This is a genomic window from Methylosinus sp. R-45379, assembly GCF_001644125.1.
GTDB lineage: Bacteria > Pseudomonadota > Alphaproteobacteria > Rhizobiales > Beijerinckiaceae > Methylosinus.
Genome location: NZ_LUUM01000276.1, coordinates 66,875 through 92,943, shown reverse-complemented (window position 1 = coordinate 92,943; position 26,069 = coordinate 66,875). Strand labels below are relative to the sequence as shown.

The 26,069-nt window shown below is 65.4% G+C and carries 26 protein-coding genes; 12 read left to right on the top strand and 14 right to left on the bottom strand.

Annotation, left to right across the window (positions count from 1 at the left end):
• Nucleotides 1–60 precede the first annotated feature (60 nt).
• The 5 genes from A1351_RS18395 to A1351_RS18375 form a co-directional block, all read right to left on the bottom strand.
• Nucleotides 61–369 carry an HPr family phosphocarrier protein gene (locus tag A1351_RS18395; protein WP_024878172.1) on the bottom strand — a complete coding sequence of 103 codons (309 nt, stop codon included), beginning with the start codon at nt 367–369 and terminating at the stop codon, nt 61–63.
• Nucleotides 366–767 (bottom strand): PTS sugar transporter subunit IIA, encoded by a 402-nt coding sequence (locus A1351_RS18390; protein WP_024878173.1) that lies wholly within the window; start codon nt 765–767, stop codon nt 366–368. The genes A1351_RS18395 and A1351_RS18390 overlap by 4 nt, the downstream gene beginning before the upstream one ends.
• Before the next feature lie 185 nt (nt 768–952).
• Complete coding sequence (locus A1351_RS18385; RefSeq protein WP_064033648.1) at nt 953–1,471, bottom strand: HPr kinase/phosphorylase; 519 nt, start codon at nt 1,469–1,471, stop codon at nt 953–955.
• Nucleotides 1,468–3,297, bottom strand: a complete 1,830-nt coding sequence (locus tag A1351_RS18380) for a stimulus-sensing domain-containing protein (RefSeq protein ID WP_064033647.1) — start codon at nt 3,295–3,297, stop codon at nt 1,468–1,470. The genes A1351_RS18385 and A1351_RS18380 overlap by 4 nt, the downstream gene beginning before the upstream one ends.
• Before the next feature lie 6 nt (nt 3,298–3,303).
• Nucleotides 3,304–4,005 (bottom strand): response regulator transcription factor, encoded by a 702-nt coding sequence (locus A1351_RS18375; protein WP_018267279.1) that lies wholly within the window; start codon nt 4,003–4,005, stop codon nt 3,304–3,306.
• 796 nt (nt 4,006–4,801) lie between these two features.
• On the opposite strand from A1351_RS18375, the gene A1351_RS18365 reads away from it, so the two are divergent.
• Nucleotides 4,802–6,505: a hypothetical protein gene (locus A1351_RS18365; RefSeq protein ID WP_024878176.1), complete on the top strand. Its 1,704-nt coding sequence runs from the start codon at nt 4,802–4,804 to the stop codon at nt 6,503–6,505.
• Nucleotides 6,506–6,519: 14 nt separating this feature from the next.
• Here A1351_RS18365 and glpK read toward each other — a convergent pair whose 3' ends face one another.
• Nucleotides 6,520–8,001 carry a glycerol kinase GlpK gene (gene glpK / locus A1351_RS18360; protein WP_024878177.1) on the bottom strand — a complete coding sequence of 494 codons (1,482 nt, stop codon included), beginning with the start codon at nt 7,999–8,001 and terminating at the stop codon, nt 6,520–6,522.
• 88 nt (nt 8,002–8,089) lie between these two features.
• Between glpK and A1351_RS18355 the strand changes: the two genes are divergently transcribed.
• Nucleotides 8,090–8,791: a class I SAM-dependent methyltransferase gene (locus A1351_RS18355; RefSeq protein ID WP_024878178.1), complete on the top strand. Its 702-nt coding sequence runs from the start codon at nt 8,090–8,092 to the stop codon at nt 8,789–8,791.
• Here the strand turns inward: A1351_RS18355 and A1351_RS18350 are convergent.
• Together A1351_RS18350 and A1351_RS18345 are read right to left on the bottom strand one after the other, a co-directional pair.
• Nucleotides 8,772–10,262, bottom strand: coding sequence for a glycerol-3-phosphate dehydrogenase (locus A1351_RS18350; protein WP_024878179.1), 1,491 nt, complete (start codon nt 10,260–10,262; stop codon nt 8,772–8,774). The two genes, A1351_RS18355 and A1351_RS18350, sit on opposite strands and share 20 nt — an antisense overlap.
• A gap of 139 nt (nt 10,263–10,401) precedes the next feature.
• The gene (locus A1351_RS18345) at nt 10,402–11,793 is read right to left on the bottom strand and encodes a DEAD/DEAH box helicase (protein WP_036308532.1); all 1,392 of its coding nucleotides are present in this window, start codon (nt 11,791–11,793) and stop codon (nt 10,402–10,404) included.
• Between the two features lie 291 nt (nt 11,794–12,084).
• Between A1351_RS18345 and A1351_RS18340 the strand changes: the two genes are divergently transcribed.
• Nucleotides 12,085–12,567 carry a TerB family tellurite resistance protein gene (locus tag A1351_RS18340; protein ID WP_024878181.1) on the top strand — a complete coding sequence of 161 codons (483 nt, stop codon included), beginning with the start codon at nt 12,085–12,087 and terminating at the stop codon, nt 12,565–12,567.
• A 4-nt stretch (nt 12,568–12,571) separates the two neighbouring features.
• The gene (locus tag A1351_RS18335; RefSeq protein ID WP_024878182.1) at nt 12,572–13,366 is read left to right on the top strand and encodes an SDR family oxidoreductase; all 795 of its coding nucleotides are present in this window, start codon (nt 12,572–12,574) and stop codon (nt 13,364–13,366) included.
• Nucleotides 13,367–13,445: 79 nt separating this feature from the next.
• Here the strand turns inward: A1351_RS18335 and rpmF are convergent, their stop codons facing one another.
• Entirely contained in the window at nt 13,446–13,634 is a 189-nt protein-coding gene (gene rpmF, locus A1351_RS18330) for a 50S ribosomal protein L32 (protein WP_024878183.1), read from the bottom strand.
• 111 nt (nt 13,635–13,745) lie between these two features.
• A complete protein-coding gene (locus A1351_RS18325; protein WP_024878184.1) occupies nt 13,746–14,846 on the bottom strand; it encodes a methyltransferase domain-containing protein in 1,101 nt (366 codons plus the stop codon).
• A 303-nt stretch (nt 14,847–15,149) separates the two neighbouring features.
• Between A1351_RS18325 and A1351_RS18320 the strand changes: the two genes are divergently transcribed.
• Complete coding sequence (locus A1351_RS18320) at nt 15,150–15,590, top strand: Hsp20 family protein (RefSeq protein ID WP_024878185.1); 441 nt, start codon at nt 15,150–15,152, stop codon at nt 15,588–15,590.
• 67 nt (nt 15,591–15,657) lie between these two features.
• On the opposite strand, the gene A1351_RS18315 is transcribed toward A1351_RS18320, so the two are convergent.
• Nucleotides 15,658–16,794, bottom strand: coding sequence for a ceramide glucosyltransferase (locus A1351_RS18315; RefSeq protein ID WP_024878186.1), 1,137 nt, complete (start codon nt 16,792–16,794; stop codon nt 15,658–15,660).
• Nucleotides 16,795–17,000: 206 nt separating this feature from the next.
• Here A1351_RS18315 and A1351_RS18305 point away from each other — a divergent pair, with 206 nt between their 5' ends.
• The gene (locus tag A1351_RS18305) at nt 17,001–18,347 is read left to right on the top strand and encodes a glutamate--tRNA ligase (protein WP_064033645.1); all 1,347 of its coding nucleotides are present in this window, start codon (nt 17,001–17,003) and stop codon (nt 18,345–18,347) included.
• 12 nt (nt 18,348–18,359) lie between these two features.
• Here A1351_RS18305 and A1351_RS18300 read toward each other — a convergent pair whose 3' ends face one another.
• Nucleotides 18,360–18,701: a hypothetical protein gene (locus A1351_RS18300; protein WP_064033644.1), complete on the bottom strand. Its 342-nt coding sequence runs from the start codon at nt 18,699–18,701 to the stop codon at nt 18,360–18,362.
• Between the two features lie 110 nt (nt 18,702–18,811).
• On the opposite strand from A1351_RS18300, the gene A1351_RS18295 reads away from it, so the two are divergent.
• The 3 genes from A1351_RS18295 to A1351_RS18285 all read left to right on the top strand — a co-directional run bounded on the left by A1351_RS18295 (nt 18,812) and on the right by A1351_RS18285 (nt 20,632).
• Complete coding sequence (locus A1351_RS18295; protein WP_064033643.1) at nt 18,812–19,483, top strand: MarR family winged helix-turn-helix transcriptional regulator; 672 nt, start codon at nt 18,812–18,814, stop codon at nt 19,481–19,483.
• A 127-nt stretch (nt 19,484–19,610) separates the two neighbouring features.
• Nucleotides 19,611–19,847 (top strand): thioredoxin family protein, encoded by a 237-nt coding sequence (locus A1351_RS18290; RefSeq protein WP_024878191.1) that lies wholly within the window; start codon nt 19,611–19,613, stop codon nt 19,845–19,847.
• Nucleotides 19,848–19,942: 95 nt separating this feature from the next.
• The gene (locus tag A1351_RS18285) at nt 19,943–20,632 is read left to right on the top strand and encodes an MOSC domain-containing protein (protein WP_064033642.1); all 690 of its coding nucleotides are present in this window, start codon (nt 19,943–19,945) and stop codon (nt 20,630–20,632) included.
• A gap of 33 nt (nt 20,633–20,665) precedes the next feature.
• Here A1351_RS18285 and A1351_RS18280 read toward each other — a convergent pair whose 3' ends face one another.
• Nucleotides 20,666–21,715, bottom strand: a complete 1,050-nt coding sequence (locus A1351_RS18280) for a WcbI family polysaccharide biosynthesis putative acetyltransferase (RefSeq protein ID WP_024878193.1) — start codon at nt 21,713–21,715, stop codon at nt 20,666–20,668.
• A gap of 218 nt (nt 21,716–21,933) precedes the next feature.
• Here A1351_RS18280 and A1351_RS18275 point away from each other — a divergent pair, with 218 nt between their 5' ends.
• The 3 genes from A1351_RS18275 to A1351_RS18265 all read left to right on the top strand — a co-directional run bounded on the left by A1351_RS18275 (nt 21,934) and on the right by A1351_RS18265 (nt 24,042).
• Nucleotides 21,934–22,998, top strand: coding sequence for a GSCFA domain-containing protein (locus A1351_RS18275; RefSeq protein WP_064033641.1), 1,065 nt, complete (start codon nt 21,934–21,936; stop codon nt 22,996–22,998).
• Between the two features lie 101 nt (nt 22,999–23,099).
• Complete coding sequence (locus A1351_RS18270; RefSeq protein ID WP_018267257.1) at nt 23,100–23,528, top strand: DUF1772 domain-containing protein; 429 nt, start codon at nt 23,100–23,102, stop codon at nt 23,526–23,528.
• 67 nt (nt 23,529–23,595) lie between these two features.
• A complete protein-coding gene (locus A1351_RS18265) occupies nt 23,596–24,042 on the top strand; it encodes a DUF2147 domain-containing protein (protein WP_024878196.1) in 447 nt (148 codons plus the stop codon).
• Between the two features lie 20 nt (nt 24,043–24,062).
• Here A1351_RS18265 and A1351_RS18260 read toward each other — a convergent pair whose 3' ends face one another.
• Nucleotides 24,063–25,982 (bottom strand): acyltransferase family protein, encoded by a 1,920-nt coding sequence (locus tag A1351_RS18260; protein WP_064033640.1) that lies wholly within the window; start codon nt 25,980–25,982, stop codon nt 24,063–24,065.
• Nucleotides 25,983–26,069: the final 87 nt, after the last annotated feature.

Sequence of the window (26,069 nt, the reverse complement as noted above, 5' to 3'; positions counted from 1 at the left end):
CGCTGGGCGCCTTCCCTCTCCCGCGTTAGCGGGGGAGGGCGAGGGAGGGGGCTGCGCGCCCTACTCGTCCTCGCCGAAGCGGTTGCCGACCAGCGCCGCCAGCGCCTCTATCGCTTGAAAGGCCTGCGGGCCGGCGGCGGTCACGGTGATGGTGGAGCCTTGGGCCGCGCCCAGCGTCAATATGCCCATGATGGAGCTGCCGCCGACCGTATCCCCGCATTTGGAGACGGTGATCTCGGCCTCATAAGCCTCGCAGCATTGGACGAATTTGGCCGTGGCCCGCGCGTGCAGGCCCTTGCGGTTGACGATGGTGAGATCGCGGACGATGCGGCCGCCATCGGCGGCGGCGGAAACGGATTGGTCGGTCATTTGGCGTTGAGGACTCGGCTGGCGATATAGACATATTTGCGCCCGGCGTCCTGGGCTTGCAACACCGCCTGCTCGAGCGGAGTCGATTCGCGCACCGAGGCCAGCTTGATCAGCATGGGCAGGTTGATGCCCGCCAGCACCTCCACCTTGCCGCCGTTCATCACGGAAATCGCCAGATTGGAGGGGGTGCCGCCGAACATGTCGGTCAGCACGACGACGCCGTCGCCGCTGTCCGCCTCGGCGATGGCGTCGATAATGTCCCGGCGCCGACGCTCCATATCGTCCTCGGGGCCGATCGAGATCGACACGAGCTGCTTCTGCGGGCCAACGACATGCTCGAGGGCCGCGCGAAACTCCGTGGCGAGGTGGCCATGGGTCACCAGGACCATTCCGATCATTCGCAGCTACCGCTCATGAAGACCGTCTCGCAGGAGAACGAGATCGTCGAAACCGGAGAACCGAAGCAGACCGGCATTGCGGCTCACCAATTTACTAACGCGAATGTCGCCCCGACGTTCGCAGCGTTTCGGGCGCCATTTTGTGCGTTGCGGCGAAATTGGCAAGCGAAAACCTCCGGTCATCGTTAAAATGCTTCAAACTGATGAATAAACGACAAAATCTTCCTCGCCGCCCCCGCCTCTCGGGCGTCCGCGGCGAGCCGCGGCAGCGTCACGCCGCACAGTTTGGCCTCCGCGCCCCCCTCCGGCGGATAGCGGGGCGGCGCCTCGTCTCTCTGTCCACATAGATCGACGAGACAGCGCAGCACCCCCGCGGGCTCGAATTCGGCCGGCAGAACGCCCCTGCCGCGCTCCTCTATCGCCCCGGCTATGGCCGGATGCGGGCGCGCCAGCAGGCGGCCGTGACGGCGGACGAGCGCGATCCGATCATCGCCGATGAGCCGCGCGAAAAACCCCCGCCCCTCCGCGAGATGGATCAGCTCGAGGCAGAGCCCGCTCTTGCCGGAGCCCGAAGGCCCCCGCAGCAGCACGCCGGCCGCGCCGATGAGCAGAGCATTGGCGTGAATCATGATCCGCTCCTCGACCTGCTCCGCTTCGGGAGGCGCGTCTCGGAGAGGCGCGTCTTGGAGAGGCGCGCCGGTCATTTCGCCGCCGGAAGCCAGAGCACGAAGCGCGCGCCCAGCACGACATCTTCCGGCGCGATCTCGTCGGTTCCCTCCGGCTCCGCCCGCGTGCGGTTCATCGCGCGGATGCGGCCATTGTGCGCCTCGACGATCTGGCGGGAGATCGACAGGCCGAGCCCAGAATTCTGGCCGAAGCCCTGCTCCGGCCGATCCGTGTAGAAACGCTCGAAAATGCGCTCGAAGGCATGGGCCGGAATGCCCGGCCCGTCGTCGTCGACGATGATCTCATAGCCGTCGATCGGCTGCCCGCCCGGCCCCATCGCCTGCTCCGGCCGCAGATAGACGCGCACATTGCCGCCCTCCGCCGAGAAGGAGCGGGCGTTGCCGATGAGATTGTCGAACACTTGCGCGAGGCGCGAATCATGGCCGAGGATGCGCCAGCGCCGCCGCGGATCGGCGGGCTGAATGTCGAGCGTGATGGCGACTCCATCGCCGCGATCGAGGTCATGCGCCATGCCGACGACGGTCTTCAGCACGCCGGCGACATCGACAATGTCCATGTCGGCGCGGGCCAGCTCGGCGTCGAGACGCGAGGCGTCGGAAATATCGCTGATGAGACGGTCGAGCCGTCCGACGTCGTGCTTGATGATGGTGAGCAGGCGCGAGCGTGCGTTCTCGTCCTTGACGATGGGCAGAGTCTCCACCGCGCTGCGCAGCGAGGTGAGCGGATTCTTCAGCTCATGCGCCACATCCGCCGCGAAATGCTCGATCGCCTCAATGCGATTGTAGAGCGCGCGCGTCATGTCGCGCAGCGCGCCGGAGAGATGGCCGATCTCGTCCTGGCGCTGCGAGAAATCGGGAATTTCCTGCCGCGATTTGACGCCGCGGCGCACGCGATCGGCCGCCTCGGCGAGACGGCGCATGGGCTCGGCGATGGTGCCGGCGAAGAACAGCGACAGCAGCAGCATCACGCCGGCCGAGACCAGGAAGATGCGGATGATGCCCCAGCGCTCCTGCGCCAGAATGGCGTCAATGTCGCCGCCGAGCGTGGAGAGCAGCAGCGCGCCGCGCACCGAGCGGAAGCGTTGCACCGGCACGGCGACGGAGATGATGGTCTCGCCCTTGGCGTTGGCCCGCACCACGGAGAGCGCGCCGCCGGTGAGCGCGGCGGCGACCTCGGGATAGGCTTTGCCATTGCCGGCGCCGATATCCTCATAGAGCGGCAGCTCCGGCCGGCGCGTCCAACGGCGCAGCGCATTTATGCCCTGCTGGAGATAGCCGGACGATTCGCTCGCGCCGCCCGGCGGGCCGAGATCGAAGCGCAGAATGTTGGAGCGTCCGGTGACGGAGCGCGAGTCGAGCAAGAGATAGCCGTCGCGATCATAGATGCGCGCGCGCGTGCGCGTCGGCGAGACGAGGCGGCGCAGCAGCGGGCCGATGCGCTCGGGATTGAGCGAGAACTCCATAGAGGGCTGGCTGCCCTCCGCGAGGCTGTAGCTCTCGCCCGGCGCGAGGCGCAGCAGCTTCTCGGGATCGATGGTGATCGCGTCCGTATCGACGGTCGCCGAGGCGGCGATGGCCGCGGCGATGATCTCGCCCTGCGTCTGCAGGCTCTGCACGCGCGCGTCGATCAGGCCTTCGCGAAATTGGTTGAGATAGAGAAAGCCGCCGAGCAGCGCCACGAGGCCGCCAAGATTGAGCACGACGATGCGGCGTGTGAGCGAGGACGACAGGCGCGACTGAATCGCGCGCGTGAGCCGCGCGAAGCGAACCGAGGCGGCGCGGCCAATTCGCTTCTGCCGCGCCTGCGTCTCGACGCCATGTTCATTGTCGGTCGTGACTGTCATGAGCCGTTATGGGGCTTCCTTGAACCGATAGCCGACGCCATAGAGCGTCTCGATCATCTCGAACTCATTGTCCACGACCTTGAACTTCTTGCGCAGCCGCTTGATGTGGCTGTCGATGGTGCGATCGTCGACATAGACCTGATCGTCATAGGCGGCGTCCATCAGCGCATTGCGGCTCTTCACCACGCCGGGTCGCTGCGCCAGCGCTTGCAGGATGAGGAATTCCGTCACCGTCAGCACGACGGGATCGCCGCGCCAGGTGCAGGTGTGGCGCTCCGGGTCCATGACCAGCGCGCCGCGCTCCAGCACCTTGGCTTCCGATTCCTTCTGCGCGGCGGCTTCCTTGGGATTGGCGCGGCGCAGAATCGCCTTCACGCGCTCCACCAGCAGGCGCTGCGAGAACGGCTTGTGAATGAAATCGTCGGCGCCCATTTTGAGGCCGAACAATTCGTCGATCTCCTCGTCCTTGGAGGTGAGGAAGATCACCGGAAGGTCGGATTTCTGCCGCAGACGGCGCAGCAGCTCCATTCCGTCCATGCGCGGCATCTTTATGTCGAAAATGGCGAGGTCCGGCGGATTGGCGCGCAGCCCGTCGAGCGCAGCGGCGCCGTCGGTATAGGTTTGAACGCGGTAGCCCTCGCCTTCCAGCGCGATCGAGACGGAAGTGAGAATATTGCGGTCGTCGTCGACGAGAGCGATTGTCGGCATCTTCAACCTTTACTGTTAACGTCCGATATCGGGCTCGATGTTCGATTCGGGGCGCGAGCTTAGACTCTTGCGCCCGCGCGACTCGTCGTCTCGGCGGCTCGCCTCGCCGCTTTGGAACATCGCCGTTCGGGCGCCACGTTCCAAGGCGTTGGCGGCCGAAATGTGGCTAGCCTCGGCCATTCGCATGACGCTGGCCGAAAGAGGGCCGACGTTCCGCTTCGTGTCGCCTTATATACATAATCGCGACACAAATCACCTACCGCTGTCACAGGGACGAATCGCCGCGGAAACAGGCGGCGAAGCCTTCGCTCGCAAGGCTTCCGCAAAGCGTCGAAAATTTCAATAAAAAGCAAGATGTTGCCGGCGCGTCCGCAGCCGTGCGGGCGCAGCGCGCGACGCTCGCGCTCCCGCATGCGCGCGGCCCACGCCAAAAGCGACGCTCGCGCATCGACGGTAGCGTGATTCGCCGACGCTTTCGATTCGCGCTGCGCGGGTCGAGCTCACGTCGCCTTCAGCGCATGTGATTGTCGGAGAGCGGCGCGAGGCGAGGATTCCCTCGGTCGTCGATTCGTCATAGCCTGCGCGTAGCGTTCCGACGCCGAGCGAGTCGGCGCCGCGCCGGCATGGCCGCGCGCTCTCGTGTCGCGAGTCGCGTGCGATTTCATCACCTCTTCGTTTTCGACAGTGATCGGCGTCGCGCCGCACAGCGTTTCGGCCGCTCCTCGCGCGCTCGTTTGACGACGCGCGCGGGCGCGCTCTCTTCATCGGCGTGGCGCCGTCCAAAGGGATCGGCGCAATGAATCGTTTTCACACTCATCGTGCGGAGCTGCTGCGCGGCTCGCTCGCGATCGCGCTCCTCCTCGCGTCGCCGACATGTGCTCACGCGAGCGAAGAGGAGCTGCGTGCGGAGGTTCGAACGCTCATGGAGCGCTTGCACAAGCTCGAGGCGAGATTGGACAAGTCGCAAAAGACCACGCAGGCCGATAAGAAAAAGGAGAAGGAAGAAAAGCAGAAAGAGAAGGAAAAAAAGGAGGAGGCCGAAAAGAAGGGGCCGGATAATTTCCGCTTTCGGGGAATCACGATCACGCCCGGCGGCTTCATCGCGCTCGAAAGCGTCTGGCGAAGCCGCTGGGTCGGCGCCGACGTCAACACGCCGTTTCAGAATATTCCCTATAATTTCTTCGCGACGGGACATTCGAGCGAGTTCCGCTTCAGCGCGCGACAGAGCCGTCTGTCCATGCTGGTGAAGGGCGACATCGATCCTTTCACCAAGATCACCGGCTATGTCGAAACCGATTTTCTCGGCGCGGCGCAAACCGCCAATTCCAATGAGAGCAATTCCTACAATCTGCGCCTGCGGCAGATGTACACGAATATCGATTGGGATTCGTTCGGCGCGCATTTCATGGCGGGGCAGGCGTGGTCGCTGGTGACCTTGAACAAGGTCGGCATAAAGCCCGACACGACGATTCAGCCGCTCACCATCGATGCGCAATATGTTCCGGGCTATGTCTGGGCGCGGCAGCCCGGCATGCGCCTCACCGTGGATTTCAACAAGGAATTCTGGCTCGCCTTCGCCGCCGAGGGCGCCGCCACCACCTTCGCCGGCTATGGCTCCCTACCTCCGGGCTTCTTCGGCACGACCGCTCTGCCGCTGCAAAATCCGATATTGTTCGGACAAGCGGCGGGCGGCGGCCTCTTCAACATTGTGAACAGCTATTCGCTCAATCGCGCGCCCGATCTCATCGGCAAAGCCGCATGGGACGCCAATCTCGGCGACCGCATCGTGCATTTGGAGGGCTTCGGCCTGGCGCGCAATTTCACCACGCGCGCCTATTGGGGCAATCGCAACGCCTGGGGCGGCGGTTTCGGAGCCGGCATATTCGCGCCGGTTCTCCCCGGTCTCCTCGATTTCCAAGTCTCCGGCGCGATCGGCCATGGAATCGGCCGCTATGGCGCCGGGCAGCTCGCGGACGCGACATGGTCGGCCGTCGACGGCGGCCCGCTGCCGATCAACGAGCGCATGATTCTCATCGGCGGCGTGCTGCATCCGCGGCCCGATCTCGACATATACGCCTACGCCGGCGGCGAGTTCACGCAACGCAATCCGCAATATGTCGCCATACCGGGCAATGTCATTTTCGGCGGCTTCGCCAATCCCTATTTCAACAATCTGGGATGCAACATAGAGAATGAAGCGCTGACCACGACGGCCTTCCTCTCCGGCGGCACGGCGGCCAATGTTCCATTGGGCGGCGCTTTGGCCTGCGCCGGAATCATCAAAGACATTCGGCAAGTCACAGGCGGCTTCTGGCACACTTTGTACGAAGGGCAGTTCGGCAAGGTGCGCGGCGGCGTGCAATATTCCTATACGATCAAGGACGGCTTTTCCGGCATTGGCGGCGCGCCGCAGGCGCGCGACAGCATGGTGTTCACCAGCTTTCGCTATTATCCGTTCGAGGGCGCCGCGCCGACCATTCCCGTGCTCGCCAAATTCTGACGAAGCGCTGCGCGTCAGTCCGTCCAATCGAAGGAGCGCGTCACCGCCTTCGCCCATTTGCCGATGCGGCGCTCGCGCTCTTCCTTCGACATCGTCGGGCTCCATCGTTTCTCGGCGCGCCAATGCGCGGCGATCTCGCGCTTATCTTTCCAAAAGCCGCTGGCCAGTCCTGCGGCATAGGCGGCGCCGAGCGCCGTCGTCTCTATGCAGCGCGGCCGCACGACGGGAGCGCCGAGAATATCGGCCTGAAACTGCATCAGCAGCGCATTCACCGCCATGCCGCCGTCGACGCGCAGCTCCTCCAGCGCGACGCCGGAATCCTCCGCCATCGCTGCGACGATGTCGCGCGTCTGGAACGCCACAGCTTCCAGCGCGGCGCGCGCGATATGCGCTTTCGTCGAGAAACGCGTGAGGCCGGCGATGATCCCGCGCGCGCTCTCGCGCCAATAGGGCGCATAGAGGCCGGAGAATGCGGGCGTGAAATAGACGTCGCCATTGTCGGGAACGCTCGCCGCCAGCGCTTCTATATCCGCGCTCTTCTCGATAATTCCGAGATTGTCGCGCAGCCATTGCACCAACGCGCCGGCGATGGCGACAGAGCCCTCGAGCGCATAAACGGGCTTCTCCTCGCCGAGCTTATAGGCGAGCGTGGTGAGCAGGCCCTTGGTGGAGAGCCGCGGCGTCTCGCCTATGTTCATCAGCAGAAAACATCCTGTGCCATAGGTGTTTTTCGCGTCTCCCGGCGCAAAGCAGGCCTGGCCGATCAGCGCCGCATGCTGATCGCCGAGCGCGCCCGAAAGCGGTACGCCTGCGAGCGGCGCGCGGCAGGCTCCATAGATTTCGCTCGAGGAGAGAATCTGCGGCAGGCAGGCGCGCGGAATGTCGAAGAGCGCGAGCAGCTCGTCGTCCCATTGCAGCGTCTCGAGATTCATCAGCTGCGTGCGCGCGGCGTTGGTGGCGTCGGTGAAATGGCGACCAGTCAGATTCCAGGCGATCCACGAATCCATCGTGCCGAACAGCGCTTCGCCGGCTTGCGCTTTCGCGCGCGCGCCGGGAATGGTCTCGAAGAGCCAGAGCAGCTTGAGGCTGGAGAAATAGGTGGAGAGCGGCAGGCCCGTCTTCGCGCGCAAGCGATCCTTGCCGCCCTGCGCGGAAAAGCGCGCGACCAGCGCATCGGTGCGCGTGTCCATCCAGACGATGGCGTTGTGCAGCGGCGCGCCCGTGCGGCGATCCCACAGCAGAGTCGTCTCGCGCTGATTGGTGAGGCCGACGCAGGCGAGATCGGCCGGCGTCAGCCCCGCCTTCGCCAATGCGCCGGCGATGACGCTCTGCGTGTTGCGCCAGATTTCGGCCGCGTCATGCTCCACCCAGCCGGGACGCGGATAGATTTGCGCATGCTCGCGCTGGTCGAGCGCGACGATCTCGCCCTCATGATCGAAGAGGATGAAGCGCGAGCTCGTCGTGCCCTGGTCGATCGCGCCGACATATTTCGTCATGACCGTCTCCGCTTCTGTCCTTTCGTGTCGCGAAGACACGAGATGCGCTAAATGTTATGAGAGCGAAAACTCGAGGAACGGGTCCGAAATGACGAACCAGCCTACCGACGCATTCTTCGCCGCCTGGCGGACCTATCGCAAGATCGTCGACACGAATTACATGTTCCATCGCGAGATCGGCGAGCGCGTCGAGGAGATGCTGCGCACGGCCTTCGGCGACGAGGGTTTTTCCATTCTCGACCTCGGCTGCGGCGACGCCTCGGTCTTCGCGCCACGGCTCGCGCGGCTGAAGCCGAAGCGCTATGTCGGCGTCGATCTCTCCGAGACCGCGCTCGGCCTCGCCGCCGAGAATCTGAAAATTCTCGCCTGCACGGCGGAACTGCGCCGCGAGGATCTGCTCGCCGCGATCGGCGCCGGCGAGGAGCGCTTCGACGTCATTCATACGAGCTTCGCCGTGCATCATCTTTCGACCGAGCAGAAGGCCGAATTCTTCCGCCGCGCGGCCGCGCGCCTTTCGGAGCGCGGGCTGCTGCTGATGACCGATGTGATGCGCGAGGAGGACGAAACGCTGCCCCTCTATCACGCCCATTATGTGGAATGGCTGCGCCGCGACTGGAGCGAGCTGACGCTCGAGGAGCGCGAGACGACCTGCGCGCATCTCGTCGAGAACGATATGCCGGAGAGCTTCTCCATCCTGCAGACGCAGGCGCGCGCGGCGGGCCTCGAGGCGGCGCCGATCGCCGCCTTTCGCTGGCACAAGGTGGTGCGCTTCACGCCCCGCGCGGGGTGAGCGCGCGCGTCAGCCTCTCCGTCTGCGCGGCGTCGAAATGCAGGCCGAGCTTGGAGCGCCGCCACAGCACATCCTCGGCCGTGCGCGCCCATTCCTGCGCGCGCAGATAATCGAGCTCGGCCTCGGTGAGGCCGCAGCCCAAATCCGCGCCGAGATCGGCGAGAGATTTCGCCGGCTCCAGAAAGCGCCACGCCCGCGTCCCATAGGCGCCGGCGAGACGGCGCGCGAGGCGGGGCTCTAGAAACGGCTTGGCGCGCGCCAGCTCCGCGACAAAGGCGTCGAAGCCGGCCGCGCCTATGTCGCCGCCGGGCAGAATGGCGCCTGCCGTCCAGGCCGCGCGCATATTCGGAAAGAAGGGCGCGAGCGTTTCCAGCGCATGCTCGGCGAGGCGGCGCGCGGTGGTGATCTTGCCGCCGAAGATCGACAGCGCCGGCGCCTCTCCCGCCAGCGCGTCGAGATCGAAAGCGTAATCGCGCGTGACGACGGAGGCCTCCAGCGCGCCATCGTCATAGAGCGGACGAAGGCCCGAATAGCTCCAGACGACGTCGCTGCGCGCGATCTTCTTCTCGAAGAAATGATTCACCGCCGCGATGAGGTAATCCGTCTCCTCCTCGCTGATCGCGACCGGCCCCGCCGCGTCGGGAAAAGGAATGTCGGTGGTGCCGACGAGGGTGAAATCCTCCTCGAAGGGAATGGCGAAGATGATGCGCTTGTCCGGCCGCTGCAGCATATAGGCCTGCGCGCCCTCATAGAGCTTGCGCGTGACGATATGCGAGCCTTTCACTAGCCGCACATGCTTGCGCGAGCTGAGGCCGAGACGATGCTCCAGCGTCTCAGAGACGAAAGGGCCGGAGGCGTTGACCAGCGCGCGGGCGCGGACCTCCTCGAGCTTGCCGTCGGCGCCGGCGACGCTGGCGATCCATTGCGCGCCGTCCCGCCGTGCGCCGACGAGCCGCGCGCCGACGCGAATTTGCGCGCGGCGCTCGAAAGCGTCCAGCGCCTCCAGCGCGACGAGGCGTGAATCGTCGACGCGGCAATCGTAATAGGAGAAGCCGAGGCGATGATCAGCGGTCAGCGGCGCGCCGAATCTCGAGCCGGCGAGCGCGACCGTCGAGGAGCCGGGGATGCGCTTTCGCCGCGCCAGATGATCGTAGAGCAGCAGCCCCAGCCGCACGAGCCAGGCCGGGCGGATCGCGCGCTCATGCGGCAGGATGAATTGCAGCGGGTGGATGATATGGGGCGCAGCGGCGAGCAGCAGCTCGCGCTCGGCCAAGGCCTCGTGAACGAGGCGGAACTCATACTGCTCGAGATAGCGCAGCCCGCCATGGACCAGCTTGGTGGAGGCGGAGGAGGTCGCCGCGGCGAGGTCCTTTTGCTCGAGCAAAAGGACGTTCAGCCCACGTCCGGCGGCGTCGCGCGCTATGGCGCAGCCATTGACGCCGCCGCCCACGATAAGGAGATCGAAGACCATTGCCGGCTCCCCCCGCGATTTTGCTCGCGAGGAGAGTAGAGCCGAGAGCTGAAAGATTCACCAGCGGCCCTCTCCCGCGGACGGGGAGGGTGAGGGAGGGGGCCTGCGGGGCTCCCTTCCCGTTCTTCCGTGGAATCGCTTACTCGGAGGCGCGTGAGCGCGGCGCGGAATGGTCCGGCCGGCGTGCGGCGGCCGGCTTGGCGCGGCGGCGCTGCTGCTGTTGCGGCGGACGCCCATGCTCTGCGGGCTTGCCCGGATGGCGCGCGGCGCGGCCCGGCTCCTGATGCGTGCGGCGATGCTCGTGCGGACGGCGCGGCGAGTCGCTCTCGGCCGGGGCGGCGCCCGGCGCGCTGCGGCGCTCGGTGATCGGCAGAGTCTGGCGCGTCACGCGCTCGATCTGCTTGAGCAGCGAGCGCTCGCTATTGTCGCACAGCGAGACGGCGGCGCCCGTCGCGCCGGCGCGCGCGGTGCGGCCGATGCGGTGGACATAGGCCTCGGGCGTTTCCGGCAGCTCGAAATTCACGACATGGGAGACGCCGTCGATATCGATGCCGCGCGCGGCGATATCGGTGGCCACCAGCGCGCGGGTGCGGCCGGAGCGGAAATCCTCGAGCGCGCGCTGCCGCTGATTCTGGCTCTTATTGCCGTGGATCGCCGAGGCGCCGACGCCATTCGCGTCGAGATGCTGCGCCACGCGATCGGCGCCGCGCTTGGTGCGCGTGAAGACGATGGCGCGCGAGAAGCCCGGATCGGCGAAAAGCTCCACCAGAACGTCCCGCTTGGCCGCGCCGTCCACCATGATCACCCGCTGGTCCACACGCTCGGCCGTCGTCGCCGCCGGCGTCACCTTCACGGTGATGGGGTCGCGCAGCATGTCGTCGGCGAGCGAGGCGATCTCCTTCGGCATGGTGGCCGAGAAGAAGAGATTCTGCCGGTCCTTGGGCAGGCGCGAGACGATCTTGCGAATGGGGACGATGAAGCCGAGGTCGAGCATATGATCGGCCTCGTCCAGCACGATCGTCCGCGTCGACTCGAGCCGCAGATGATTGGAGGAGACATGATCGAGCAGGCGGCCGGGCGTCGCGACGAGAACGTCGAGCCCGCCGGCGAGCATGCGGATCTGCGGGCCATGGGCCACGCCGCCGACGATGACGCCGATGCTGATGCGGGCGAATTGCGCATAGGCGCGGAAGCTGTCGGCGATCTGCGCGGCCAGCTCGCGCGTCGGGGCGAGCACCAGAGTGCGCGTCGTGTTGGGGGCCGGGCGGCGGCGGTCCTCGAGCAGCCGTTGCAGGATCGGCAGAGCGAAGGCGGCGGTCTTGCCGGTGCCGGTCTGCGCGATGCCGAGCAGGTCGCGGCCTTGGAGGAGAGCGGGAATCGCCTGAGCCTGAATCGGCGTGGGCGTCGCATAATTTTCCTGCGCGAGCGCGCGCAGAATGACCTCGGCGAAGCCGAGATCGGCGAAATTGGTCACTGCGTAACTTTCGAAATAGGCCGCATGTGCGCGAGAATGTCTCCCGTGCGAGGCCATGCAGCGATGGATGGGAGACCTGCCCCGCGTATCGGGCCGTCATCGTGATGAGGACCCGCTCTACGGCTCCGATCCCCTGTGGGAAGCGATCCACGCGGCCGGAACGAGTCACGCTGCATTGCAGCAATAACGTAGGTAAAGAGAATTCAAGGCTCTGTCAATCGGCAATTGCGCCGTTTGCGTCATTGCCGCGGTTTGGCCGCGCTCGGCGGGCGGGGCCGCGGGCTATGCTTCGCGCGTTCGCCGCCATATAGAACGTAAGGATATTCCGAACCCTCGAAGGCCGCGATCATGCTCGAAGCCCTCCGCGCTTTTCTCGATGAGGTCGCCGCGCCGGCGCGCCCACGGCCGCTGGAGGCGTCCGATTATCGGCTCGCCGCGGTCGCGCTTCTGGTGCATCTCGCCTCCATAGACGGGGAGTTCGACGACGGCGAGCGGGCGCTGCTGCTTAAGCTCGTCGAGAGCCGCTTCGGCCTCGACCACGCCGCCGCCCGCGCGCTGATCGAGGCCGCGGCGGAGAGCGAGCGCGAGGCCGTCGATCTCTACCGTTTCACCCAGGTGCTGAAGCGCCGGCTCGACGAGGACGGCCGCCGCGTCGTCATCGGCATGTTGTGGGAAATGGCCTATGCCGATGGCGAGGTCCATGAATTCGAGGAGAATGTGATCTGGCGCGTCGCCGAGCTGCTCGGCGTCTCCACGCGCGATCGCGTCGCGCTCCGTCAGGCTGCGAAGGACGCGGATAAGCCGGTTCCGCCCGGCCCCTGGGGAGGCTGAAGACATGAGCGACGCCGCGACCACCACCATCGTCACCGGAGCCTCGGACGGCATCGGCCTGGAGCTGGCCAAGCTCTTCGCCCGCAAGGGCCATCATGTCACCCTGGTCGCCCGCCGCCGCGAGCGGCTGGAGGCTTTGGCCGGCGAGATCGAGGCGGCCGGCGCGCCGGAGCAGCCGCTGGTCGTCGATCTCGACCTCTGCGAGACGGGCGCCTGCGAGAGTCTGGCCGAAACTTTGAGCGCGGCCGGGCGCAAGCCCGAGATTCTCGTCAATAACGCCGGCTTCGGCCTCGTCGGCCGTGTGGCCGAGCTGGACGCCGCCGAGCAATTGGCGATCGTCGATCTCAATATTCGCGTGCTGACGGCGCTGACCTTGCGCTTCCTGCCCTCGGTCATAGAGACGCGCGGCGGAATCTTGAATGTCGCCTCCGTGGCCTCCTTCATGCCGGGGCCGGGCTTCGCCGTCTATTACGCCAGCAAGGCCTATGTCCGCTCCTTCAGCGAGGCCTTGGCCGAGGAGCTGAAGCCGCATGGGGTGCGCGTCACCGCGCTCTGTCCCGGTCCGGTGCAGACCGGTTTTCAGGCCCGCGCCGGCTTCGACTATAAAGGCGAGATGAAAGCGGTGAAGCCCGCGCTATTGCCGGCCGAGGAGGTCGCGCGGCAGGGCTATGAGGCGCTGTTCTCCGGCCGGCGCGTGGTGGTGCCGGGCTTGGTGAACAAATTCTTCGTCGCGGCGGGACGTGCGGCGCCGCGCGCGATTCTTCTGCCCCTGCTGGCCAAGGCGCAGCAGGCGCGCTGAAGATTGTCATCGTTGAAACGCCGCGAGCCCGACGGCGCTTTCGCGCGTCGGGCTCGCAAATTCCTGCCGGCTGAAAAGATCAGGCTTCCTGAGCCTTGACCTTCAGCACCTGCCGGCCGCGATAAATGCCGGTCTTGAGGTCGATGTGATGCGGACGGCGCAGCTCGCCCGAATCCTTGTCCTCGACATAGGTCGGCGCCTTGATCGCGTCGGCGGAGCGGCGGAACCCGCGCTTCATCGGGGAGGTTTTTCGCTTCGGAACGGCCATTTGTCTCGATCTCCAACTCCCCGCATCGGGGGCGGGGTGAAAACTCGTGCGGGCCGCATACACCAAATCCGCGTGCATGGCTAGCCTGGACCGGACTCCGCTTCGCCTCGCTCACGGCGACGATAGCGCTTCGCCGATCCGATCCGTGAGATTTTTCTCGATTGCGGCGAGGTCCGGCTCGTGATCGGCGTGGCGGAGCAGGAACAGCGACCGTCGCCCCGGAGCCTGCTCGAAAAAATCCTTCAGCAGGAGCTGAACATGGCGCTCGAGATGTCGGTCGCGAACGAGGCCTTCCTTCAAAAACAGCTGCTCCCACCAGCGTGGGCTCGCCCACACCAGATGACCGTGCATCGGCCATCCCTTGGCGTCGCAGTCCATGTGACGCCAGAAGGATTCGGCGCCGGCCTGTCGCCACTCCGGCAAATAGGGATCGAAGGCGAGGCCGAAGATATCGTCACTTCCGATCATCGGCGAATTGATCAGCGCGAAGCCTTCGGGGGCGACGATCTCGCGGATGCGGCGAACATATTTCGGCAGCTCGATCGGGTTCAGATGTTCCAGAATATCCATGCCGACGAAAACATCGAAGGCTCGATCGAAGGCGATGTCCAGAAGGTCGCCATATCTCAGCTTCCGCAGCACATTGGGGAAAGCGAGGATGAAGGCGATATGGCTGAGCTCGACGCCGCACACATCGACGCCGCGATCCGCGAGCACGCTGAGAACCGGACCGCTGAAGCAGCCGAGCTCCAAGCAACTCCTCGCGCGGAGGCCCAGGGCGATCGCGGCGGTCACGCGCTTGTCGCGGTCGATCGTCGGCGACCAGACTCCGAGATGATCGTAATATCGATTTTCATCGATCATGCGCGCCATCCAGGCGAAATCTTCGTCTCGGGAGGCGTGGAAGATCGTCCGCTCCCCTTGCGAGCGGACATATTTGCGCGGAGCGACTTTGGTGAGGTCCGGAAGCTCGATCGCGCCGACCCGCAGGAGGCTGTGACGGGAGAGAAATTCTGGGCTGTCGGCCACTCCTCGCGCGATCGAGGCGAGCGACTCGCCATTGCGCATCGCCAGCATATAGCCGTTGAAGCCAATCTCGTCCGGCTCGCGGCCGAGCAGGCCAGAATAGAGCGCGCGGAGCGCTTCGCCGCGGGTCAAGGAGCCCTCGACGCTCGCATCGGCGTCCGATCCGGCAGCGGTCTCTCTCGACACGGCTGCGTCCTCGCTCGCCGCGCTCTGAGCTAGGCCGAAAAGTCTTTGATGAAAACTGACTTTTTGCCTATCTTCATCTGGATATACGGTCATTCTATCCATCCTGTATCAAATATGATTTTCAAATATTTCAATGTTGAAACGGATAGGCTCGCCGCTTGCGCGAAGCAAGACTCGAATTTGACGGATAGCCACGCGCCGCCCCGCTTGATCGTGTCGAGCTTCGGCTCCATATACCGCCCCGAGGCGCCGACTCCGGGCCTCGCAGATTCTTCGCAAGAGAAGCGCCGCGAGGGCTTCGTTATGGCACGACTGCCGACGCTGAATTCCCCCTTCCTCCTGGGGTTCGACGAGATTGAACGCGCGCTGGATCGCGTCACACGCTCGGGCTCCGATGGTTATCCGCCCTATAATATCGAGAGGTTGCCGGGCGGCGATTCCTGCCCGGATCGGCTGCGGCTGACGCTGGCGGTCGCCGGCTTCACGCGCGAGCAGCTGGAGATTTCGCTCGAGGAGAGCCAGCTCGTCATTCGCGGCAAGCAGGTGGACGATCGCGAGCGCCAGTTCCTGCATCGCGGCATAGCCGCGCGGCAGTTTCAGCGCGCCTTTCTGCTCGCCGAGGGGATGCAGGTGCTGGGCGCCGATCTCGTCAACGGGCTCTTGTCCATCGATCTGGCGCGGCCGGAGCCGGAGCGCGTCATTCGCAAGATCGAGATAGCGACGCCGGAGGAGCCGGCCAAATGAAAAGGGGCGCCTCGCGGCGCCCCTTCGTCTTCGCAGGTCTTTTCGAGAGAGACCTCGGGGGGATGGCTCAGCCGGTCGTCTGCTCTTCCTGCTCGCGCACGGTCATGGCGTTGCCGTGCCAGACGAAATCGTCGAAGAGGCAGGCGTCCACGAACATCACCGGCAGCAGAATGTCGCGCGTCAGCAGAGTGACAGGCGTGCGCCAGGAGAGCCGCCAGCCGGCGATGCGGGCGAGGAGGCACTCGGCGCCATAGAGCGCGGCGAGAATCGCGCCCGCCGTCAGCGCCACATTGGCGTCGAGCAGATGCGCCGCATAGGCGCCTGTGATGACCGGCATGAAGCTGCCATTCATGAATTCCGGCGCGAAATAGGCGGGGAAGGTGACGCGGCGCAGACGCGCCCAGCGCACATGGCGGGAGTAGACCTCATGCGCCGTGCGATGGCCGAGCGGCTGCTCGAAGGGCATGTCCACGAGCCGCACCTTCATCTTTTGCGCGCGGATGATCTTGGTGGAGGCGGCGTCCTCGGCGATCTCGGCGCCCAGAGCGCGAATGCCGCCGGCGCGCTCCAGCACCTCGCGACGCCACATCATATTCTTGCCCTGCGCGAAGCCGATGCCGACCGCCTCCGCGCCATATTGCCAGCGCGCCTGGAAGGTGTTGAGGAAGGCGCATTCCACTTCCGCCCAAAAGCCCTTGGGGCGAGAGCCGATCGGCATGGAGATGGAGAGCGCCGTGTCGTCGCGGAAGGCGGCGAGCATGGTCTGAATATAGTCCGGCGGCAGCAGAGCGTTGGAGTCGGCGAGCACGACCCAGGAATGGCGCGCGGCGTCCCAGCCCTTCACGCAATTGTTGAGCTTGGGATTGACGCTCACATAATCGTCGCCGACGAGCAGCCGAGCGGAAATATGCGGATGCGCGGCGATGAGCCGCTCGACCAGCGGAATCACCGGATCATTGGCGCATTGCACGCAGAACAGCGCCTCATAGCTCGGATAGTCGAGCGCGAAGGTGGAGCCGATCGTCTCCTCGCTGAAGGTCTCGAGCCCGCGCAGCGGCCGCACGATGCTCACCGGCGGCGCATGGGCGGGAACGCGCAAATTGCGGGGGCGGGCTTTGCAGCGAAAGGCGGCGATTGCGATGCTGGCGAGGTTGAGCGAGAGCAGCGTCGCGCAGAAGGCGGCGCACACATAGGCGATGATCATGCGTGTTCCCTGCCTGTCACTTTCGGGATTCGAGACGGGCGGCGGCCTGCGCCTGCGCCAGCGGGCGGCGACGGCTGCGCAGCCCCGGAGCGGGCCAGACCGATATTCCGCCTGACAAGGAGCTCAGCTCTTGGCAAAAGGGGGGCGGCGCGAGAATCTTGTCGCGTCGCGCGGTCCTCGCACTCTCCTCCTGCCGAAGTTTGCTCATGACCACTCCGATCGTTCGCTTCGCGCCCTCGCCGACCGGCCGCATCCATATCGGCAATGCGCGTCCGGCCCTGCTGAACTATTTGTACGCCCTCTCCCACCATGGAAGATTCGTGCTGCGATTCGATGACACCGATTTGGCCCGCTCGAGCGAGGAATTCGCGCAGGCGATCGAGGTCGATCTCGCCTGGCTCGGCGTGCGTCCGGATATGGTGGTGCGGCAGTCGCAGCGCGTCGCTCACTACGAGGCGGCGGCGGCGCGTCTCGAGGCGGCGGGCCTGCTCTATCCCTGCTACGAGACGCCGGAGGAATTGGAGAAGCGCCGCAAATTGCAGCAGGCGCGCGGCCTGCCGCCCGTCTATGACCGCGCCGCGCTGAAGCTTTCGGCGGAGGAGCGCGCGCGGCTCGCGGCGGAGGGGCGCAAGCCGCATTGGCGTTTCAAGCTGCCGGCCGGCGTCGTGGAATGGCGCGATCTCGTTCGCGGCGATTGCGCGATCGACTGCGCCACACTGTCCGATCCGGTGCTGCTGCGCGAGGACGGCAGCTTTCTCTACACGCTTCCTTCAGTGGTGGACGACATAGAGCTCGGAATCACCCATGTGATTCGCGGCGAGGATCATGTGACCAATACGGCGGTGCAGATTCGCCTGTTTCAGGCGCTGGCGCCGGAGCACGCGCATCCTGTTTTCGCGCATCACAATCTTCTCGTTGGCGGCGCGGGCGAGGCGCTCTCCAAGCGCACCGGCTCGCTCGCCATCGCCTCGCTGCGCGAGGAGGGCTATGAGGCGCTCGCCGTGGCGGCGCTGGCCGTGCTCACCGGCTCGTCGGACAGCGTCCATGCGGTGCGCTCGCTCGGCGATCTCGCCAAGTCCTTCGATCTCGCGCATCTCTCGCGCAACGCAGCGCGTTTCGATCCCGCCGATCTCGGCCCGCTCACCCATCGCACGCTGGCGATATTGGAATATGACGACGTGCGCGAGCGCTTAGAGGCGCATGACATCGTCGGCTTCAAGGCCGAGCCCTTCTGGCGCGCCGTGCGGGGGAATGTGACGAGCTTCGCCGATGTGCTGGACTGGTGGCGCGTCGTCGAGGGCGAGATCGAGCCGATCCGCGAGGATGCGGAATTTTTGGCGCAGGCGCAGGCGCTGCTGCCCGCCGAGCCGTGGGACGAGACCACATGGTCGGCCTGGACCAGCGCCGTCAAGGCGGGCACGGGCCGCAAGGGCAAGGCGCTGTTTCATCCATTGCGCGTCGCGCTGACCGGCGCGGAGAATGGGCCGGAACTGTCGCTGCTGCTGCCGCTGATCGGCCATGCGCGGGCGGTGGCGCGACTCTCGGGGGCGTGAGGGCGCGCGCCCTCAGAAACACCGCACCTGCGCTTCCGCCTGGGCGCGGCGCAGCTCCTCCAGCGCCTCCTTGGCGAGGCGCGAGTTGCGGAACAGCGAGCCGATCTGCCCCGCTTGCTGATCCATGCTGGCGACAGTCTCGGCCGAGACATAGCGCTCATAGGGCAATATGGAGGCGACGATGTCGATGGAGCAGGAGCATTGCTCCAGCGCCTGCCGCGAATCGCCATTGGCCTTCATGCAGCCGAACACATAATCCGCCCGCGCCGAGGTCGGATAATCATTGAGATCGGCGGCGCGCGCGGGAATCGTGGCGGCGAGGGCGAAGAGACAAACGGCGGCGGCTCGGAGCATAGGGTCGATCCTGCGATGGGCGACGGCCCCGTTGGCCTAGCGCAAGCGCATGGCGAATCGCAAGCGCGCTAACGCTTGACAAAAATAAATAGGAGTCCTAATAAAAATCCATGACGCTCTTCGACGCCATCACCACGCCTTTGCCGCGCCGCCTGCGCGAGGGGCTCGACCGAATCGCCGCCGCCATGCGCGCCGATGAATGGGGCGTCGCCGAGGAGGCCGGGCTCACCCCCACGCAATTGCATGCGCTCACCTTCATCGCCGGCCGCGGCGAGGCGGGGCTGCGCCTACGCGCAGTGGCGGAGCATTTGGGCGTCACTCAGCCCACCGCGACCGACTCCATCGCCGCGCTCACGCGCAAGGGCCTGGTCACCAAGCTCGCCGATCCCACCGACAAGCGCGCCATCGCTATTCGCGTGACGCCGGCCGGCTGCGATGTCGTTCGCGCCATCGGCCTCGCCATGACCTCCGCCGAAAGCGCGCTGGAGACGCTGACGCCGCAAGAGCAGCAGACGCTGCTCGATCTGGTCATCAAGACGATCCGCGCCTTGCAGCAGGCCAAGGCTATTCCGCCGCAGCGGCTCTGTGTCAGCTGCCGCCACTTCCGCCCGCACGCTCATGCGGACGCCGAGCTTCCGCATCATTGCGCGCTGGTCGACGCGGCTTTCGGCGGCCGTCATTTGCGATTGGATTGCCCGGAGCACGATCCCGCGCCGCCCGCGGCGAGCGAGGAGGCTTGGAGCCTCTTCGCGCATCGCGACGCGCAGCAGGCCGGAGCCTGAGATGCGCAAATCTTCGAGCCGCTCGGGGCTCTGGCGCCGCCGGCTCAAGCCCGCGGCAGGTTCGCAGCAGAATGGCGCGCCGCTCCGAGAGGGCGCGCCGCAGGCAGAAGAGAGGAGGACCAAGGCCATGGCGACGAAAGCGACTTTCTATCACGCCGGATGCCCGGTTTGCGCGGATGCGGAGACCGCCTTCGCCAAAGCGCTCGACCCCAAAGTCTTCGACGTCGAGATCGTGCATCTCGGCGAGGACAAGACGCGGCTCGGCGAGGCCGAGGCCGCCGGCGTCAAATCCGTGCCCGCCTTCGTCATCGACGGGCGCGCCTATCACATTAATTTCGGCGCCGATCTCTCCGCGCTGAAATAGACCACCGACGACCCCCCGCCGTTGTCACTTCGGCGACTCCGAACTGCCTCGCCGAGCAATGCTCGCGCGAGGCCTTTTTTCAGCGAACTCTGTCCATGAACCCTGTGATCGAGACTCTATTCGCGGCGCCGGCGCTCATCTCTCTGGGTCCGCGTGCGGCGCCGAGCGGAATCGCCAAAAGCGCGGCGACGCCGCCATGGCGCATATTGAGCGACGGTCTCTGCGGCGATTGTCAGGGGGATTTGCGCCACCATGGCGGGCCGGAGAAGGCGCTGCATCACTATCCGCGCGATCATTACGACGCCTGGGCGAAGGAGGAGCCGGAACTCGCCGAAGCGCTCGCGGCGCCGCCGGCTTTCGGCGAGAACATCTCGACTCTGGGCGTGACCGAGCGCGACGTCTGTATCGGCGACATCTTCGCATTCGGCTCGGCGCTGCTGCAGGTGAGCCAGGGCCGCCAGCCCTGCTGGAAGCTGAATGTGCGTTTCGCGCGGACGGATATGGCGCGGCGCGTTCAGACGAGCGGCCGCACCGGCTGGTATTACCGCGTGCTGCGCGAGGGCGTCGCCGAGCCGGGCGCGTCTCTCCAGCGCGTGGAGCGGTCGCTGCCCGATTGGCCTTTGTCGCGGCTCAATGACTTGCTCTATCTGCGCATGCTCGATCGCGATGCGCTGGCGCAAATGGCGGAGCTGGCGCCGCTCGCGCGCAATTGGCGAGAGCTGGCCGCGCGCCGTCTCGCGTGTGGCGCGGTGGAGGACTGGTCCACGCGCCTCGAAGGCGCGTGAGAGCCTTTCGCGGTTCTGAACGCAGGCGGCGCGTCAGGCCGGCAGCAGGCCCTTGCGCAAATTCTCGCCCGCGAGCGTGATGATGCGGCCGACGGCGGCGGGATCGGCGAGCCACGCCTCTATGCGCGGATGGGTGAGCTGCGCCGGCGTGCTGCGGCGATAGACCTTGTAACATTCGGACAGAAAATATTTCAGCGACACGAATTCGCCGACCTCGCTCGAGAGATGATAATTCTCGAGCTTGAAGGTGTAGCTGCCCTGCACGCCGAAATATTCGCCGATCGGCGGATAGATGGGGAATATCTCCGCGCGGCCGAGATCGTCGATCGCGTAATAGTCGCCATTGACGGGCGCCGGAGTCGGCAGGCCGGCATGGGCGAAAAATTTCTTGGCGAGATCGAAGAGCACGAATGGCCGCGGATGCACCAGCGAATACATGAACACGCCGCGGCGCGACCAATTGGCGATCTCGCCGGAGAGATCCATGCCGTATTTGCTCTTGCCGGTCTCGACCAGCTCGTTCACGGCGTCGTTCCAGACGTCGAAATAGCCGAGCGCCTCGAACACATTGCGATTGAACAGCGCATGGGCCTCCTCCACCGAGAGGCCGCGGCGAAAGGCGAAGACGGCGAGCGCCGAATGATAGGGGCCGACGGGGCCGAGGGTCGGCGCATGGCCGCGCGTCGCGTCGAGCAGATAGACGAGATCGGGATGGAAGGCGGAGAAGGTGATCGCCGGGATCATGATCACCTTGTCCAGCAGCTCGCATAGCTCCGCCGAGCCGCCGCCGCGCACATGCCCATGCAGAAACTCGTGGCTGAACACATAGTCATAGGTGGCGAGCGTCTTGGCGAGCAGCTTGATGTCGGCGCGCGTCTTGGCGATCGCCGAGAAATGCGAGACGCGCGCGGAAGGGTCGAGCAGCTTCATCGCATAGGCCAGACCGAAAGCCTGGCAATTGCCGATGACGGCGATGCGCGGCCCGGTGAGGCGTGGCCCTTTCGAATAGAAGGGCGCGAGCCGCGGCTCGACGAGATGATTGTACCAGGAGCGGATGATCTGCCGGTCGATCTGAGACAACATGCGCGCGTTATGCCATTTCGTCGCGGCCCGAAATCGAAGTCGGCGCCGAAGGATGACAAGCGCCCGGTCGCCGTTTATGCTCCCGGCCGCATCGATGAGGCCGCCGCATTCATCCCATTCCGGCGCGCTGTTCTCGCCTTTGTGAGGGCGGACCGCGCGTCTTAGATGAACCCGACTCGACGAGCCATACGGCCGGCGGCTTTCCAGGAGACCGACAATTGGCGGAACATCCCTATAGCTCCCTACCCGACCATCGCTTCTGGCGCAAGGCGGTGACGCAGACGCCGCCCTTCGCGATCGACCCCATTCTCTCCACGCCGTTCAAAATCTCGCTGAAAGACAGAGTGGCGACCGGCGGGAGTTGTTTCGCGCAAGAAATAGCCCAGAAACTAAAGGCCAGCGGGTACCACTATTATCTCGCCGAGCAGCCGCCGGAGGGCATGTCCGCCGCCGAGGCGGAGCGGCGCAATTATTCGATGTACTCCTGCCGCTACGGCAATCTCTACACCACGACGGCGCTGCTCCAGCTGTTCGACCGCGCCTATGGGAAGTTCCAGCCAGAGCTCGTGCATTGGGTGCGGCAGGAGGACGGCCGCATCGTCGATCCTTTCCGCCCGAGCATAGAGCCGGACGGCTATGACACGATCGAGGACATGCTGGCCGAGCGCGAGCGGCATTTTGCCGCCGTGCGCAAAATGTTCGAGACGCTGGACGTCTTCGTCTTCACCTTCGGCCATACCGAATCCTGGCGCTGCCGCAGCGATGGCGCAGTGCTGCAGCAGGCGCCCGGCGTCGCCGGCGGCGTGTGGGATCCGTCCGTCTTCGCCTTCCACAATATGACCGTCTCGGAAGTGGTGCGCGACTTCCTCGCCTCCGTCGATCGCATTCGTTCCGTCAATGCGAATGCGCGCATCATTCTCACGGTCTCGCCGGTCGGCATCATCGCCACTTACGAGGATCGCCATGTGCTCGAGGCCAATTCGGCGATCAAGGCGATTTTGCGCGCGGCGGCGGACGAGGTGGTGCGCGCGCGGCCCAATATCGCTTATTTCCCCTCCTATGACGTCGCGACGGCGCCGCCCAATGTCGCGCGTTTCTATCGGGAGGATGTGCGGCGCATAAATCCCTTCGGCATCAGCCAGACGATGCGCCTCTTCTTCGACCATTTCACCGAGCGCGAGACGCAAACGGCCAAGATCGAGCCGCTGAAATTCGACGTGGCGGCGGAGGCGGAGAGCAATTCCCGCATCGTCTGCGACGAAGAGGCGATCGAAACCGCGTGACCTCGGCGCGTTTCCCGCCGCATTGGCGGGAAACGCGATCTTCGTTTCCCGAAACTAGAGCTTATATATCCTCTGTCGCAGTTCGAACGGAGGATCGCCTCATGGTCACGGGCTCGCTCGCGCTCGCCGTCGCCGGCGCTTTCACGGGGGCGTCTCTCTACGTCAATTTCGTCGAGCAGCCCGCGCGGCTGAAGCTCGACGACAAATCGCTCATGAAGGAGTGGGAGACGTCCGATCATCGCGGCTTCGCCTTGCTCGCCGGCCTCTCGCTCCTCTCGGCCGTTCTCGGCTTCATCGACTATAAGACTTCCGACGATGCGCGCTGGCTCGCCGGCGCCGCGGTGATCGTCGCCGCCTGGCCTTTCATGTTCTATGCGGTCTCGCCGCTCGACAACCGCATTCTCGCCTTGATCTCGGCCGAGGACGGCGCCGACGCGCGCAAGTCGATCGAGCTGTGGGGCAAGGTTCAGCTCGCGCTCACAGCGCTCGGCGCGCTCGCGGTCGCGCTCTTCGTCTTCGCCAACGGCTGAGGCGTCGCGGCCGAAGATTCGACATCATGCTCGTCGATCCTCCCTCTCCAACAGAAGGAGGATCGACATGACACGCTCTTTCGCCCTCGCGCTTCTCGCGCCTTCGGCGCTGCTGGCCGCGGCCGCTCTGGCGTGCGGTCCTGCGGCCGGCGCCTCGTCCAATGATCCGCGCGGCGTCTGGCTGCGGCCGGAAGGCGGCGTGCGGTTCAGCTTCTATGATTGCGAGAACGGCAAGCTGTGCGCCAAGGTTGTCGCCGCGCAAAACGCCGAGGATCGCTCCTCCATAGGCGCGGTGATTCTTCGTGGCGCCACGCAGACCGGCCCCAATCATTGGGCCGGCCAGATCTTCAATGTCGAGGACGGCAAGACCTATGACGGCTTCGTCACTGTCGACAGCCCGACGCGATTGACGCTGAAAGGTTGCCTCTGGGGCATGTTGTGCAGCGGCGAGACATGGACGCGCGTTTCCGCTCCACCCGCCGCCCATGCGATGGTCGATGATGATCTGAGATAGGCGCCTCTCACGCGGAGCGATCACATCTCGTTGGAATAGACGCGGATCGATCGGATCTCGAAACGCGCCGGCAGCGCGCTTCTGTCGATCTGTCCGCCCCAGGAGCCGCCGAGCGCGAGATTGATGCGAATGCGCATCGGCATGCGCAGCGGATCGTCCGGGCCGCGCGGCGCGACGGAGAGCACCTGCCGGCCGTCTATGGAGACGGCGATGGCCTCCGCGCTCCAATCCAGCCGATAGACATGCCATTGCGAGGACAGAGTCGGCACATTGGTTTCGGCCGACCAATTGGTCAGCTCGTCCAGCGTCGGACCGGCATGGGCGCTGGTGAAGACGATGTTCGGATGCTTGCCGACCGCTTCCACTATATCGATCTCGCGATAGGGCGGGCCGTCGTCGCCGCCGAGCATCCAGATCGCCGGCCATGTGCCCGCGCCTTTCGGCGCGCGCGCGACCACCTCAACGGCGCCATAGCGCATCGAAAAGCGTGAGAAAATGCTGCCGGATGTGTATTCCGAAGTGAGCGTCGAGCGTGTCCAATCCTTGGAGGCGCCATCGTAGCGGGCGTTCAGCACGCCTTCCGCGCGGCCTTCCAGCGCCAGCGCGCCATTGGCGACGAAGACATTCTCGGGGCGATAATATTGCGCCTCGTGATTGCGGATGAAGCCGATCTCATAGGACCAGAAATTTTGATCGAGCCCGCCGGCGCGCGAGAAATCCTCCTCATGGACGAGACGCGGGGGCGCGCGTTTCGGCTCGGCGGCGAGGCTTCGCTCGGCGAAGGCGATCGTGGCGACGCCGAGCGCGCAGAGCAGCAGCGCGGCCATGCGCCGGCCGGCGCGCGTCGTGACGAAATCGAAGGACGGCGCGGCCTCGCGCGCATCGGCGCGACGCAGCAGGCGGCGACGCAGAACGGCGAGCAAAGGCTTCTCGATGAGGAGATGCACGACGACGCCCGCGGCGATGGAGAGCGTCAGCGTCGCAATGACGGCGATGACGCCGACGACCGGCCGCTCGACCGGCAGATGCAGCGCGCGCGTGGCGACGCGCGCCAGAGTCAGCACGATCGGATGCGCGAGATAGATGGAATAGGAGGCGTCGCCGAGCAGCATCAGCAGGGAGGAGCGCCCGAGCTTGCCGTGCGCTTCCGTCGCCAGCAGGCCCAGCAGCAGCCCGGCCGAGGCGAGACCCACCGTCTGCACGCGGGCGACATCATCCGCATCGAACATGGCGACGATGACGAAGAGGCCGCCGACGATGAGCGCCGCCGCCGTGGGCAGCGAGATCTTCGCTATGTTTCCGCTCACATAGAGATAGCCGACCGCGGCGCCGATGACGAATTCGAGCGCCATCGGATTGCAATAGATGTGCAGGAACGGATCGCGGGGCAGAAAGGCGAGATAGAAGGCCGTGGCCAGCGAGAAGAAGCCGGCGAGAATCGCCAGCCGCAGGCGCGGCGAGGGTATGACGAGCAGCGCCGCGAACACGAGATAGAAATAAATCTCGTAGTTCAGCGTCCAGCCCAGCTTGAAGAAGGGCGTGTAATTGCTCTCCAGCGGATTGAAATGCGGAATGAACAGCAGCGACAGCGCGACATGATCGAAGGTCACGAGATTATGCAGCATGGCCGTCGGCCAAGCCACGCAGACGGCGAGTATGGCGAGGGTGAAGATCCAATAGAGCGGCGCAACGCGAATGATGCGGCGCGCCAGAAACGCGCGCGGCGCGATCGGCCGCTCCGTGGTGACGACCATCATGATGAAGCCGCTGATGACGAAGAAGAGATCGACTCCGCCGGCGCCGAAGGCGCGCGGCGTCGGCCAATAGAATTGCTCGGTGTAGACGCCCGTATGAATGAAGACGACGAGGATCGCCGCGGCCGCCCGCAAATATTGGACGGCGCGGATTTCCGCGGTTCCGTTCACGCTGCTGCCGGACAACGCCGCTCCTTTCGAGACAATTCGACGCCGCGGCCGCGGGGGCCACGGATATGCTGTGCCAATCGGGGACGCTCCCGATAGCTCGCG

What these genes read in the sequence shown, in the direction of transcription:
- A1351_RS18395 (WP_024878172.1), bottom strand. Translation starts at nt 369, where the DNA reads ATGACCGACCAATCCGTTTCCGCCGCCGCCGATGGCGGCCGCATCGTC.
- A1351_RS18390 (WP_024878173.1), bottom strand. Translation starts at nt 767, where the DNA reads ATGATCGGAATGGTCCTGGTGACCCATGGCCACCTCGCCACGGAGTTT.
- A1351_RS18385 (WP_064033648.1), bottom strand. Translation starts at nt 1,471, where the DNA reads ATGACCGGCGCGCCTCTCCAAGACGCGCCTCTCCGAGACGCGCCTCCC.
- A1351_RS18380 (WP_064033647.1), bottom strand. Translation starts at nt 3,297, where the DNA reads ATGACAGTCACGACCGACAATGAACATGGCGTCGAGACGCAGGCGCGG.
- A1351_RS18375 (WP_018267279.1), bottom strand. Translation starts at nt 4,005, where the DNA reads ATGCCGACAATCGCTCTCGTCGACGACGACCGCAATATTCTCACTTCC.
- A1351_RS18365 (WP_024878176.1), top strand. Translation starts at nt 4,802, where the DNA reads ATGAATCGTTTTCACACTCATCGTGCGGAGCTGCTGCGCGGCTCGCTC.
- glpK (WP_024878177.1), bottom strand. Translation starts at nt 8,001, where the DNA reads ATGACGAAATATGTCGGCGCGATCGACCAGGGCACGACGAGCTCGCGC.
- A1351_RS18355 (WP_024878178.1), top strand. Translation starts at nt 8,090, where the DNA reads ATGACGAACCAGCCTACCGACGCATTCTTCGCCGCCTGGCGGACCTAT.
- A1351_RS18350 (WP_024878179.1), bottom strand. Translation starts at nt 10,262, where the DNA reads ATGGTCTTCGATCTCCTTATCGTGGGCGGCGGCGTCAATGGCTGCGCC.
- A1351_RS18345 (WP_036308532.1), bottom strand. Translation starts at nt 11,793, where the DNA reads ATGGCCTCGCACGGGAGACATTCTCGCGCACATGCGGCCTATTTCGAA.
- A1351_RS18340 (WP_024878181.1), top strand. Translation starts at nt 12,085, where the DNA reads ATGCTCGAAGCCCTCCGCGCTTTTCTCGATGAGGTCGCCGCGCCGGCG.
- A1351_RS18335 (WP_024878182.1), top strand. Translation starts at nt 12,572, where the DNA reads ATGAGCGACGCCGCGACCACCACCATCGTCACCGGAGCCTCGGACGGC.
- rpmF (WP_024878183.1), bottom strand. Translation starts at nt 13,634, where the DNA reads ATGGCCGTTCCGAAGCGAAAAACCTCCCCGATGAAGCGCGGGTTCCGC.
- A1351_RS18320 (WP_024878185.1), top strand. Translation starts at nt 15,150, where the DNA reads ATGGCACGACTGCCGACGCTGAATTCCCCCTTCCTCCTGGGGTTCGAC.
- A1351_RS18315 (WP_024878186.1), bottom strand. Translation starts at nt 16,794, where the DNA reads ATGATCATCGCCTATGTGTGCGCCGCCTTCTGCGCGACGCTGCTCTCG.
- A1351_RS18305 (WP_064033645.1), top strand. Translation starts at nt 17,001, where the DNA reads ATGACCACTCCGATCGTTCGCTTCGCGCCCTCGCCGACCGGCCGCATC.
- A1351_RS18300 (WP_064033644.1), bottom strand. Translation starts at nt 18,701, where the DNA reads ATGCTCCGAGCCGCCGCCGTTTGTCTCTTCGCCCTCGCCGCCACGATT.
- A1351_RS18295 (WP_064033643.1), top strand. Translation starts at nt 18,812, where the DNA reads ATGACGCTCTTCGACGCCATCACCACGCCTTTGCCGCGCCGCCTGCGC.
- A1351_RS18290 (WP_024878191.1), top strand. Translation starts at nt 19,611, where the DNA reads ATGGCGACGAAAGCGACTTTCTATCACGCCGGATGCCCGGTTTGCGCG.
- A1351_RS18285 (WP_064033642.1), top strand. Translation starts at nt 19,943, where the DNA reads ATGAACCCTGTGATCGAGACTCTATTCGCGGCGCCGGCGCTCATCTCT.
- A1351_RS18280 (WP_024878193.1), bottom strand. Translation starts at nt 21,715, where the DNA reads ATGTTGTCTCAGATCGACCGGCAGATCATCCGCTCCTGGTACAATCAT.
- A1351_RS18270 (WP_018267257.1), top strand. Translation starts at nt 23,100, where the DNA reads ATGGTCACGGGCTCGCTCGCGCTCGCCGTCGCCGGCGCTTTCACGGGG.
- A1351_RS18265 (WP_024878196.1), top strand. Translation starts at nt 23,596, where the DNA reads ATGACACGCTCTTTCGCCCTCGCGCTTCTCGCGCCTTCGGCGCTGCTG.